We start from the raw sequence: 11,103 nt of genomic DNA on the forward strand, positions 1-11,103 counted from the left end.
CCGACGACGACCCGGCCCGCTGGCTCGTCTCGACGACGATCATCACGACCGACGCGGCCCCCGACCTCGCCGAGATCCACGACCGGATGCCGCTCGCGCTGCCGGCCGACGCGTGGGACGCGTGGCTCGACCCCGCGGTCGACGCGAAGGGCGCCGCGGACCTCCTCGGGATCGGAGGGACGCACGGCGACGTCCCGATGGTCGCGCGCGAGGTGTCCACGCTCGTCAACACCGTGACGAACGACGGCCCCGGACTGCTCGAGGCCGTCTGACGCGAGGCCGTCCGACGGGACCGGCGGGTCGGGTCAGCCGCGGAACGCGCGCTGGAGGCGGACCGGCTCGATCGTGCCGAGGCCCTGGACCTCCCGCTCGGGCTGCGCGACGAGCGCGAACTGCGCGTCGCCGGCGAGCATCCCGGCGGTGCCGCGGTCGACGAGCACCGTCGTCGGCTCCGCGATGTCGACGAGGCGTGCCGCGAGGTTGACGCTCGGCCCGAACACGTCGCCGAACCGCGACAGCACCCTCCCCCACACGAGGCTCACGCGCACCGGCGGGACGTCGACGTCCTCCGCCCGGCCGCCCGCCTCGGCGAGGCCGAGGGCGACCCGCGCGCCCGTGGCGACGTCGTCCGCGATGAACAGCACGGCGTCCCCGATGGTCTTGACGACGCGGCCGCCGGCGGCGGTGATGACGTCGCGCGCGCTCGTCTCGAACAGCTGCACGAACTCGGCGAGCTCGCTCGACCCGAGCCCGCGCGTGCGCTCGGTGAACGCGACGATGTCCGCGAAGCCCACCGCGCGCGGCAGCGGCAGCTCGTGCTCGTCGACGGCGGTCGACCGCGCCTGGGAGAACTCGACGGCGAACCTTCCCGCGACGGCCGCGAGCTGGCGGTGCCATGCGTGCACGAGCTGCTGCTCGAGGATCGGCGCGAGCTCGGGCAGGCGGTCGAGCACGAGGAGGCGCGCGCTCGTGTCGTCGAGGTCGAGGCGGCGCGTCACGTGCTCGACGAGCGCCTCGACCTGCCACAGCACGAGCCGCTCCGTCGTGTGACCCGTCGAGCGGATGAGCGTCGTCAGGGCGCGGTCGTCGAGCGCCTCCTCCTCCGCGAGCGCGAACACGGCCGCGAGCGCCTGCGCGTCCTTCTCGGTGAACGCGTGCTCCTCGCCCTCGGTGACGGGCAGCCCGAGGGCCTGCCAGTAGGCGCGGACGCGCGCGACGTCGACGCCGGCGCCCTCGGCGAGGCTGTCGACGGTGAGGGTGCGGGGGCCGCCGAGCAGAGCCTCGTCGAGCGCGGCCTCGGTGCCGCTCGGGGTCGCCTCGGCGGCGTCCTGCGCGTCGGGCACGTCGACGGCGTCGTTCTCCTCGGGCACCCCGCGATCCTACGACCTGGGCGGGTCGGCCGACCGGAGGTGGTGGACGTCGCCGCTGCGCTGGACGCTCGTGGTGCCGTCGTCGTGGCGGACGACGAGCCCGCCGTCCGGGGCGAGGGCGACGGCGGTGCCGTGGACCTCGCCGCCCCCGACGGTCTCGACGCGCACGCGCGAGCCGAGCGTCGCGCACACGTCGGCGCAGTCGCCGTCGAGGCCGGCGGCGCGGGCGTCGCCGTCGGCCTCCTGCCAGCGGACGATGACCTCGTGGAACGCCTCGGCGAGGGCGACGAGGAGGACCTCGCGGTCGGTGGTCGCGGCACCGGCGAGGGCGAGGGACGTGGCGGTGGGCACGGGCAGCTCGTCCCGGGTCTGCGCCACGTTGAGCCCGACGCCGACGACAACGGCGCCGTCGGGCAGCACCTCGGCGAGGATCCCCGCGACCTTGCGCAGCCCTCCGTGGACGGCGTCGGCGGGGTCCCCGGACGCGTCGGGGACGAGGACGTCGTTGGGCCACTTCACGACGGCGTCCACGCTCGCGGTGGCGCGCAGGGCCCGCACGGTCGCGAGGCCGGCGAGCAGCGGCAGCCAGCTCAGCGTCTCGGGCGGGACGGCGGGCCGGAGCAGGAGCGAGCCGAGCAGCGCGGCGCGGAGCGGAGTCGTCCAGGTGCGGCCGAGGCGCCCGCGCCCGGCGGCCTGGTGCTCGGCGACGAGCAGCGCGGGCGCGGGCCAGGCTGCGGCGTCCTCGGCGACGGCGCGCGCGAGCTCGGCGTTGGTCGACGCCGACTCCTCGACGACCTCGAGCCGCGCAAGCGGCCCCGCGGGCGCGAGCAGCAGCTCGCGCAGGAACTCCCCGCGCAACGCCGGCCGCGTCGCGTCACGTCGCGCACGCGCGTGTTCGTCGGCCGCCGCGTCGCCGGCGTCCGGCGCGCCGTGGGGCAGGGGTGCGTCGTCGGGCACGGTCACCATCCCGCCATCCTCGCCCACGGGAGCGCGCGTCGCCGCTGAACCCCGGGATACGCGCCGATCCCGCCACCGCATGACGAAGACCCGGGCTCGGCGAGAGCCGGTCATCGCCGGGACGACGACGGGTGGGACCGGCGGTCGCGGCGCCGAGCCTGGCGAGCGGACGGACGAGGGTGGGGTGGGCGGGGCTGCGCGCGGTCGTGGCGGGTCTGGCGGGAGCGCCCGAGGGACGAGGGCGCGGATGGTAGACCCGGCACGTCCCGCCCCCCCCCGCCCGTACCCAGCCCACCCCGCCCGGACCCGGCCCGGCCCCCCAGACCCGCTCGGCACCCGAGCCCGTTGTGGGGACCCACCAACGGCGACCCGTACCCCGCTGGCGACGACCGCATCGAGTTGGTCCCACCCACCAACTAGTCTCGACCGTGTGACCGAGTCCTCCGCCACGACCCACGCCCCTGCCGCCCCGACGCCCGGCGCGTCCGACGCAGCCTCCCTGACGGGGACGGCGGCGAAGCTCGCCGACCTCGACCGCCGCCGGGCGGAGGCGGTGACGGACCCGGAGGAGGCGGCGCGGACGAAGCAGCACGCGCGCGGCAAGAAGACGGCGCGCGAGCGCATCGAGGCGCTGCTGGACGAGGGCAGCTTCGTCGAGCTGGACGCGTTCGCGAAGCACCGGTCGGTGAACTTCGGCCTGGAGAAGAAGCGGATCGCGGGCGACGGCGTCGTGGTGGGCCACGGCACGATCGACGGCCGTCAGGTGTGCGTGTACAGCCAGGACTTCACGGTGTTCGGCGGCAGCCTGGGCGAGGTGCACGGGCAGAAGATCACGAAGGTGCAGGACCTGGCGCTGCGCACGGGGGTGCCGCTGATCGGCATCAGCGACGGCGGTGGTGCGCGCATCCAGGAGGGTGTCGCGGCGCTGACGCAGTTCGCGGAGATCTTCCGTCGCAACGTCGCGGCGTCGGGCGTGATCCCGCAGATCTCGCTGATCCTGGGCCCGAGCGCGGGCGGCGCGGTGTACTCCCCCGCGCTGACGGACTTCATCGTCATGGCGGACCAGACGTCGAACATGTTCATCACGGGCCCGGACGTGATCCGCGCGGTGACGGGCGAGGACGTCGGGTTCGAGGAGCTGGGCGGCGCGCTGACGCACAACGAGCGGTCGGGCGTGGCGCACTACATGGGCGCGGACGAGGACGACGCGATCGACTACGTGCGTCACCTGGTGTCGTACCTGCCGCAGAACAACCTGTCGGACGCGCCGTCGTTCCCGCCGGAGGACGTCCCGCTCGAGGTGACGGACGACGACCGGGAGCTGGACGCGCTGGTCCCGGACTCGGACTCGCAGCCGTACGACATGCGCACGGTGATCGAGCACGTGCTGGACGAGGGCGCGTTCCTCGAGGTGCAGCCGCTGTTCGCGAAGAACGTCATCGTCGGGTTCGGGCACGTGGAGGGCCAGGCGGTGGGCGTGGTGGCGAACCAGCCGCTGTCCATGGCGGGCACGCTCGACATCGACGCGGCGGAGAAGGCGGCGCGGTTCGTGCGCACGTGCGACGCGTTCAACATCCCGGTGCTGACGCTGGTGGACGTGCCGGGCTTCCTGCCGGGCACGGACCAGGAGTGGAACGGCATCATCCGCCGCGGCGCGAAGCTCATCTACGCGTACGCGGAGGCGACGGTGCCGCTCGTCACGGTGATCACGCGCAAGGCGTACGGCGGCGCGTACATCGTCATGGGCTCGAAGCAGCTCGGCGCGGACGTCAACCTCGCGTGGCCGACGGCGCAGGTCGCCGTCATGGGCGCGGGCGGCGCGGTGAACATCCTGCAGCGCGCGGCGCTCAAGCGGGCGGCGGACGACGGCGCGGACGTCGAGGCCGAGCGGGCGCGGCTCGTCGCGGAGTACGAGGACGCGATCGTCAACCCGTGGGACGCGGCCGAGCGCGGCTACGTCGACGCGGTGATCCGCCCGTCGGAGACGCGCGTGCAGGTCGTCCGGGCGCTGCGCGCGCTGCGCACCAAGCGCGCGAGCCTGCCGCCGAAGAAGCACGGCAACATCCCGCTGTGAGGTCGGCGAGGAGCCGCCGGGCGGCGAGGACGCGGAGGGACCAGGGATGAGCCACGAGGACGCGACGCACGGGCCTGCCCCGCTGGGGTCGGTGGACCCGGCGCCCATGCACGCCGCGGTGGACGCGCTCGCGGCGGCGCTGCACGAGTACGTCGAGGCCGCCGTCGGCGTGCGCGCGGAGTTCGGCGCCCACGAGGCGGACGAGGACCCGCGCATCCTCGCGCTCGAGCAGCGGGTCGGGGCGGGCAACGCACGGCTGTTCGACGCGCTGCACGACGCGCTCGGCATGCACCCGGACCTCACCTCGTCGGTGTGGGAGCCGGAGCCGGGCGAGGAGGGCGAGGACGCCGGAGACACGGCGCCGCGCGACACGGTCGCCGAGGAGTTCTACCTGGGCTTCGTCGTCGCGCCGCCCGCGGGGACGGCCGACGTCGGCCTGGACGACGTGGTCAGCCTGCTCGACGACGCCGGGTCGGCCGTCGTGCAGCGGCTCGTGGAGTCGGGGTTCGACGTGGTCGAGTGGACGGCGTCGCGGGGCGACGCGTTCGACGACCTGGACGACGACGGGACGGAGGACGAGCGGTGAGCGCCGAGCAGAGCCCGAGCGTGCGCGTCGTGCGCGGCACGCCGGACGAGATCGAGGTCGCGGCACTCGTCGCGGGGCTCGCCGCGGCCGCCGCGGCGTCGGCCGTGCCCGACGACGTCGCGCCGGTCGACGAGTGGACGAACCGCGTCCGCGGCCTGCGCGGGACGGGCGGGGGCGCGACGGCGAAGAGCTTCGGCGGGCGCTCGGGCCGCCACAACGCCGACGCGTGGCGCTGGAGCCTGCGCTCGTGAGCGCGGACCGCCCCTCGGACGCCCGCCCCTCGAGTCCCCGCTCCTCGGGCCCGCTGCCCTCGACCCCCCGGGTGTCGCGCCTGCCCGTGCGCGCGGTGCTCGTCGAGCTGCCCGCGACGCCCGACGCGGTCGACGCGACGCCCACAGCGCTGCCCGACCCCGCGCCCGTGGCGACGTGGCGCCGGTGGGCGTGGGCCGTCGCGTTCGTCCCGACGGTCGCGCTCGTCGTCTACCAGCGCGTCGCGGCCGGGAGGGACTGGCCGGTCCCCGAGGCGGTCGTCGTCGCGGCGACGCTCGGCCTCCTCGTCACGGCGCTGCTCGCGCTCGTCCGGTACCTCGACGACCGGGGCGCGGCGGCCCTCGAGCGCGGGCGCCGGGCGCTGCTCGACTCCCCCGTGCAGGCGACGGGCACGTTCACGCCGGCCCCCGCACGCTCGTCCGGGCGCGGCGGTGACGACCCGTCCTCGCCCGAGGCCGTCCAGGTTGAGGACGGCACGCTCACCGTCGTCCCCGCCTCGGGCGTGCCGGTCGCGCGGCCCGTGCGCGTCGTCGTGCCCGCGGGCGTGGCCGGTCCGCGGTCGGGTGACCCGCTCGCCGTCTGGCACGCGGCGGACGACGAGGACGCGACCGGCGTGCTCCTCGTGCGCTACCACCGGGCGTGGGCCGACGACGTCCTCGCGGCGCTGCACCCCACCGACGACGACGCCGACGCCGACGCCGACGCGTAGCCGTCGTCCGTCCGGCTCTGCCGCGGGCTACCCTCGTGCGCGTGAGCACACCCACCCCTCCCGCCACGACCCCCGCCTCGCCCGCGAGCGCGGCCCGCACCCCCTCGGCGATCGACGCCGTCGCCGAGGCGTACACGACCCGCCTCGCCGAGCTCGACCCGATCGCGGCGACGTCGATGGGCCTGTCCGGCTACGACCACCTCGTCACCGACCTCTCCCCCGCGGGCCACGAGGCCCGCGCCGAGGCCGACCGCGCGGTGCTGCGCGAGCTCGACGGCCTCGAGCCGGTCGACGACGTCGACCGCGTGACGCTCGCCGCGATGCGTGAGCGCGTCGGCCTGCAGCTCGAGCTGCACGAGGCGGGCGAGCCGCTCGCGAGCCTCAACAACATCGCGTCCCCGGTGCAGGAGCTGCGCGACGTCTTCGACATCATGCCGACGGGCACCGTCGAGGCGTGGGAGAACATCGCGGCCCGCCTCAACGGGCTCCCCGACGCGGTCGCCGGGTACACGGCGTCGCTCGCCGAGGCGGCGTCGCGCGGGAACGTGGCCGCGATCCGCCAGGTGCGCGTCGCGGCCGAGCAGGCGCGCGAGCTCGCGGACGCGCAGTCGTCGTTCTTCACGACGTTCGTGCAGGGCGAGGCGGCCGCGGCCGTGCTCGACGACTCGGCGGCGTGCTCGCTCGTGCGCGCCGAGCTCGAGCGCGGCGCGACGGCGGCGCGCGAGGCGTACGGGCGGCTCGCGGACTTCCTCACGACGACGCTCGCGCCCCAGGCGCCCGAGCGCGACGCCGTGGGCCGCGAGCGGTACGGCCTGTTCTCGCGCACGTTCCTCGGCGCGGAGGTCGACCTCGACGAGACGTACGCGTGGGGCCTGGAGGAGCTCGCGCGCGTGATCGCGGAGCAGGAGGAGGTCGCGCGCCGCATCGCCGGCCCCGGCGCGAGCGTCGAGGACGCGGTCGCGGCGCTGGACGCCGACCCGGCCCGCAAGCTGCTCGGCACCGACGCGCTGCGCGCCTGGATGCAGGAGACGTCCGACGCGGCGATCACCGCGCTGAACGGCACGCACTTCGCCATCCCCGCGCCGGTGCTCGACCTCGAGTGCTGCATCGCGCCGACGCAGACGGGCGGCATCTACTACACGCCGCCGAGCGACGACTTCTCGCGCCCGGGCCGCATGTGGTGGTCCGTCCCGGCCGACGTCACGGAGTTCAACACGTGGCGCGAGAAGACGACCGTCTACCACGAGGGCGTCCCGGGCCACCACCTGCAGTGCGGCCAGGCCGTCTACGCGCGCGCCACGCTCAACACGTGGCGCCGCCTCGCGTGCTGGGTGTCCGGCCACGGCGAGGGCTGGGCCCTGTACGCCGAGCGGCTCATGGCGGACCTCGGCTTCATGGAGGACGACGGCGACCGCCTCGGCATGCTCGACGCGCAGCGCATGCGTGCGGCACGCGTCGTGCTCGACATCGGCGTCCACCTCGGGCTGCCGGCTCCGGAGCAGTGGGGCGGGGGCACGTGGGACGCGGACAAGGCGTGGACCTTCCTGTCGGCCAACGTCAACATGCCCGAGTCGTTCGTGCGCTTCGAGCTGGACCGCTACCTCGGCTGGCCGGGGCAGGCGCCGTCGTACAAGGTCGGTCAGCGCCTGTGGGAGCAGACGCGCGACGCGGCCCGCGCGAGCGCGGAGGCCCGCGGCGAGACGTTCGACGTCAAGGCCTTCCACGAGCGCGCGCTCAACCTCGGGTCCGTGGGCCTGGACGTGCTGCGCGACGCGCTCGCCTGACGCCTCCCGGTGGGCTCCGTCCTCGTCGGCTTCGCGATCATCGGGGTCGTCGTCGCGGCCGGGTACGTCAGCGCCCGGCTCGGCCTCGGCGGACCGGAGGCGAGGACGGCGCTCAACCAGGTGGGGTTCTTCGTCGCGAGCCCGGCCCTGCTGTTCACCGTGCTCGCGCGCGCCGACGTCGCGGACCTGGTCCAGGCCCCGCTCGCCGTCGCGGCCGTCGGCGCGGTCGTGTCGGCGGGCGTGTTCGTCGCGGTCGACCGGCTCTGGCTGCGCCTGCGTGCCCCGGAGGCGACGGTGGGCGCCGTCGCCTCCGGGTACGTCAACGCGAACAACATCGGCCTGCCGGTCGCGGTGTACGTGCTCGACGACGCCACGGCAGTCGTGCCGGTCATCCTGCTGCAGCTGCTCGTGCTCGCGCCGGTGACGCTCCTCGTGCTCGACGCGACCACGGGCGGGCGGGTGTCGTGGCGGTTCGTGCTCGCCCAGCCGGTGCGCAACCCGATCATCCTCGGCTCGTTCGCGGGGGCGGTCGTGTCGCTGACCGGGTGGACGCCGCCCGAGGCCGTGATGGCGCCGCTCGACATCCTCGGCGGGGCGGCGATCCCGATGATCCTGCTCGCGTTCGGCATGTCGCTGCACGGCTCGCGGCCCCTGCGGCGCGGCGAGCCGCGGGCCGCCGTCGGCGTCGCGAGCGCGGTCAAGCTGCTCGTCACGCCCGCGGTCGTGTACCTCGTGGCGCGGTTCGGCTTCGGGTTCGACGACGCGGCGGTGGCGTCCGCGGTTACGCTTGCCGCGCTGCCCACGGCGCAGAACGTCTACAACTACGCCGCCCGCTTCGGGCGGGGGGAGATCCTCGCGCGCGACACGATCCTCGTGACCACCGTCGGTGCACCGCTCGTGCTGCTCGTCGTCGCGCTGGTTCTCGCCCCGTGACCCGGCTCGCCCAGTAGTCTGCGGGGGTGCTGCGCCTCCTCCTCGCCTCCCGCTCCCCCGCCCGCCTCACGACCCTGCGCGCCGCCGGCGTGACCCCGCTCGTGCGCGTGTCCGACGTCGACGAGGACGCCGTGCTGCGCGACGCGCGCGAGCGCTACGGGGACCTCGAGCCCGTGGACGCCGTCCTCGTGCTGGCGCGCGCGAAGGCGGAGGAGGTCGCCCGCGCGGTCGAGGCGGACGGCGCCGCGGACGACACGGTCGACCCGGGCCTCGTGGACGCGGAGGCCGCGCCGGCCGCCGACCTGCTGATCGGGTGCGACTCCATGCTCGAGCTCGACGGCGAGGTGCTGGGCAAGCCGCGCGACGGGGACGACGCGCGCGCCCGCTGGCGCGCGATGCGCGGCCGGACGGGCGTGCTCCACACCGGGCACTGGCTCATCGACCTGCGCGACGCCGAGGACGGCGGCACGGGCGCGACCCTCGGGGCGACGGCGTCGACGACGGTGCACTTCGCCGACCTCTCCGACGAGGAGGTCGACGCGTACGTCGCGACCGGCGAGCCGCTGCACGTCGCGGGCGCGTTCACCGTGGACGGCCTCGGCGGCCCCTACGTCGAGCGCGTCGAGGGGGACCACCACAACGTCGTCGGCATCAGCCTGCCGCTCGTGCGCGAGCTGCTCGGCGAGGTCGGCGTCCGCTGGCACGAGCTGCGGGACTGACGCCCGCGGGCGTTGTGGACGCCGGACAACGGAGCCGCCCTCGGCCTGCGTGAGCGCCCGCCGCCATGGAGGTTTCCTCCAACCGGCCTCCGCCCCCGTTGGCCGCTTCTCCAATCTTGCCCGTGACCGGGGCCGGAGCGTGATCGGCGGTCCGGGCACGCGTTACCGTGAGCCGTGCCCGCGAACCCCTCCCTGCGCAAGGTCCTCATCGCCAACCGTGGCGAGATCGCCGTCCGCATCGCTCGCGCGTGCGCCGACGCCGGCATCGCGTCCGTCGCGGTGTACGCGGACCCGGACCGCCAGGCGCTGCACGTGCGCCTCGCCGACGAGGCGTTCGCGCTCGGCGGGTCGCGCGCCGCGGAGACGTACCTCGACATCGCGAAGCTGCTCGACGTCGCGCGCCGCTCGGGCGCCGACTCGGTGCACCCCGGCTACGGCTTCCTCGCGGAGAACGCCGAGTTCGCCCAGGCCGTCATCGACGCCGGGCTCGTCTGGATCGGCCCGCCGCCGGCGGCCATCGACGCGCTCGGCGACAAGGTGAGCGCGCGGCACATCGCGCAGCGCGCCGGTGCCCCGCTCGTGCCCGGCACGCCCGACCCGGTCGCCGACGCGAGCGAGGTGCACGCGTTCGCCGCGGAGCACGGGCTGCCGATCGCGATCAAGGCCGCCTTCGGCGGCGGCGGCCGCGGCCTCAAGGTCGCGCGCACGGCCGACGAGATCGACGAGCTCTACGAGTCGGCGGTGCGCGAGGCGACCGCCGCGTTCGGCCGCGGCGAGTGCTTCGTCGAGCGGTACCTCGACACCCCGCGCCACGTCGAGACGCAGTGCGTCGCCGACGCGCACGGCACCGTCGTCGTCGTCTCGACGCGCGACTGCTCGCTGCAGCGCCGCCACCAGAAGCTCGTCGAGGAGGCGCCCGCGCCGTTCCTCACGCCCGAGCAGGAGGCCGAGCTCGACGCGGCGTCCAAGGCGATCCTGCGCGAGGCGGGTTACGTCGGGGCCGGCACGTGCGAGTTCCTCGTCGGCGCCGACGGCACCATCTCGTTCCTCGAGGTCAACACGCGCCTCCAGGTCGAGCACCCGGTCTCCGAGGAGGTCACCGGCATCGACCTCGTGCGCGAGCAGCTGCGCATCGCCGCGGGCGAGCCGCTCGGCTACGACCGCACGACCGTCCGCGGCCACTCGATCGAGTTCCGCATCAACGGCGAGGACCCCGCCGCGAACTTCCTGCCCGCCCCCGGGCGCATCTCGACGCTGCGCTTCCCGTCGGGCCCCGGCGTGCGCGTCGACTCGGGCGTCGTCGAGGGCGACACCATCTCCGGCGCGTTCGACTCGATGATCGCCAAGGTGATCGTGACCGGCGCGACCCGCGAGGAGGCCGTCGCGCGCTCGCGCCGCGCGCTGCGCGAGCTCGAGATCGAGGGCATCCCCACCGTCGTGCCGTTCCACCGCGCCGTGCTCGAGGCCGACGCGTTCGTCCCTGCGGGCGACGAGCCGTTCCGGGTGCACACGCGCTGGATCGAGACCGAGTTCGCCGACCGGCTCGCCGCGCTCGCCCCGGCTCCGGCCGCGGCGGCCGCGGAGGAGGACGCCGAGGAGCTCGCCACCGAGCGCGTGGTCGTGGAGGTCGGCGGCAAGCGCCTCGAGGTCGTCCTGCCCGCGGGTCTCGGCATGGCCGCCGGCCGGGCGCGCAGCGCGAAC

The 11,103-nt window shown here is 75.5% G+C and carries 11 protein-coding genes; 9 read left to right on the plus strand and 2 right to left on the minus strand.

All coding sequences use genetic code 11. The features are described 5' to 3' along the window. Positions 1-272, plus strand: a 272-nt coding sequence (locus JZ5iCDA_RS12105) for an SOS response-associated peptidase family protein (RefSeq protein ID WP_139123091.1), incomplete at its 5' end; no start/stop codon positions are given. A gap of 33 nt (positions 273-305) precedes the next feature. Here JZ5iCDA_RS12105 and JZ5iCDA_RS12110 read toward each other — a convergent pair. Beyond that, positions 306-1,370 carry an adenylate/guanylate cyclase domain-containing protein gene (locus JZ5iCDA_RS12110; RefSeq protein ID WP_083259958.1) on the minus strand — a complete coding sequence of 355 codons (1,065 nt, stop codon included), beginning with the start codon at positions 1,368-1,370 and terminating at the stop codon, positions 306-308. 9 nt (positions 1,371-1,379) lie between these two features. Then, a complete protein-coding gene (locus JZ5iCDA_RS12115; protein WP_083259959.1) occupies positions 1,380-2,336 on the minus strand; it encodes a biotin--[acetyl-CoA-carboxylase] ligase in 957 nt (318 codons plus the stop codon). 421 nt (positions 2,337-2,757) lie between these two features. Here JZ5iCDA_RS12115 and JZ5iCDA_RS12120 point away from each other — a divergent pair, with 421 nt between their 5' ends. From JZ5iCDA_RS12120 to JZ5iCDA_RS12155, 8 genes are all read left to right on the plus strand, one after another. After that, positions 2,758-4,401 carry an acyl-CoA carboxylase subunit beta gene (locus JZ5iCDA_RS12120; protein WP_083259960.1) on the plus strand — a complete coding sequence of 548 codons (1,644 nt, stop codon included), beginning with the start codon at positions 2,758-2,760 and terminating at the stop codon, positions 4,399-4,401. A 46-nt stretch (positions 4,402-4,447) separates the two neighbouring features. After that, complete coding sequence (locus tag JZ5iCDA_RS12125; protein ID WP_069387406.1) at positions 4,448-4,987, plus strand: hypothetical protein; 540 nt, start codon at positions 4,448-4,450, stop codon at positions 4,985-4,987. Beyond that, positions 4,984-5,238 carry an acyl-CoA carboxylase epsilon subunit gene (locus JZ5iCDA_RS12130; protein ID WP_069387407.1) on the plus strand — a complete coding sequence of 85 codons (255 nt, stop codon included), beginning with the start codon at positions 4,984-4,986 and terminating at the stop codon, positions 5,236-5,238. Before JZ5iCDA_RS12125 ends, JZ5iCDA_RS12130 begins: the two co-directional genes overlap by 4 nt. A gap of 71 nt (positions 5,239-5,309) precedes the next feature. Continuing rightward, positions 5,310-5,966: a hypothetical protein gene (locus JZ5iCDA_RS12135; RefSeq protein WP_069387408.1), complete on the plus strand. Its 657-nt coding sequence runs from the start codon at positions 5,310-5,312 to the stop codon at positions 5,964-5,966. 41 nt (positions 5,967-6,007) lie between these two features. Then, positions 6,008-7,750 carry a DUF885 domain-containing protein gene (locus tag JZ5iCDA_RS12140; RefSeq protein ID WP_083259962.1) on the plus strand — a complete coding sequence of 581 codons (1,743 nt, stop codon included), beginning with the start codon at positions 6,008-6,010 and terminating at the stop codon, positions 7,748-7,750. A 9-nt stretch (positions 7,751-7,759) separates the two neighbouring features. Further along, on the plus strand, positions 7,760-8,683 hold the full coding sequence (locus JZ5iCDA_RS12145; protein ID WP_069387409.1) for an AEC family transporter: 924 nt from the start codon (positions 7,760-7,762) through the stop codon (positions 8,681-8,683). A 26-nt stretch (positions 8,684-8,709) separates the two neighbouring features. Then, the gene (locus tag JZ5iCDA_RS12150; RefSeq protein ID WP_069387410.1) at positions 8,710-9,402 is read left to right on the plus strand and encodes a Maf family protein; all 693 of its coding nucleotides are present in this window, start codon (positions 8,710-8,712) and stop codon (positions 9,400-9,402) included. A gap of 174 nt (positions 9,403-9,576) precedes the next feature. Beyond that, positions 9,577-11,103: acetyl-CoA carboxylase biotin carboxylase subunit (locus JZ5iCDA_RS12155; protein WP_253182070.1), on the plus strand; the 1,527-nt coding region annotated here is incomplete at its 3' end.

The sequence above is a fragment of the Cellulosimicrobium cellulans genome (genome assembly GCF_001722485.1).
Classification (GTDB): Bacteria; Actinomycetota; Actinomycetes; order Actinomycetales; family Cellulomonadaceae; genus Cellulosimicrobium; species Cellulosimicrobium cellulans_A.

Excerpts from the sequence above, each read along its gene's own strand:
- JZ5iCDA_RS12115 (WP_083259959.1), bottom strand. The coding sequence starts at position 2,336 with ATGGTGACCGTGCCCGACGACGCACCCCTGCCCCACGGCGCGCCGGAC.
- JZ5iCDA_RS12125 (WP_069387406.1), top strand. The coding sequence starts at position 4,448 with ATGAGCCACGAGGACGCGACGCACGGGCCTGCCCCGCTGGGGTCGGTG.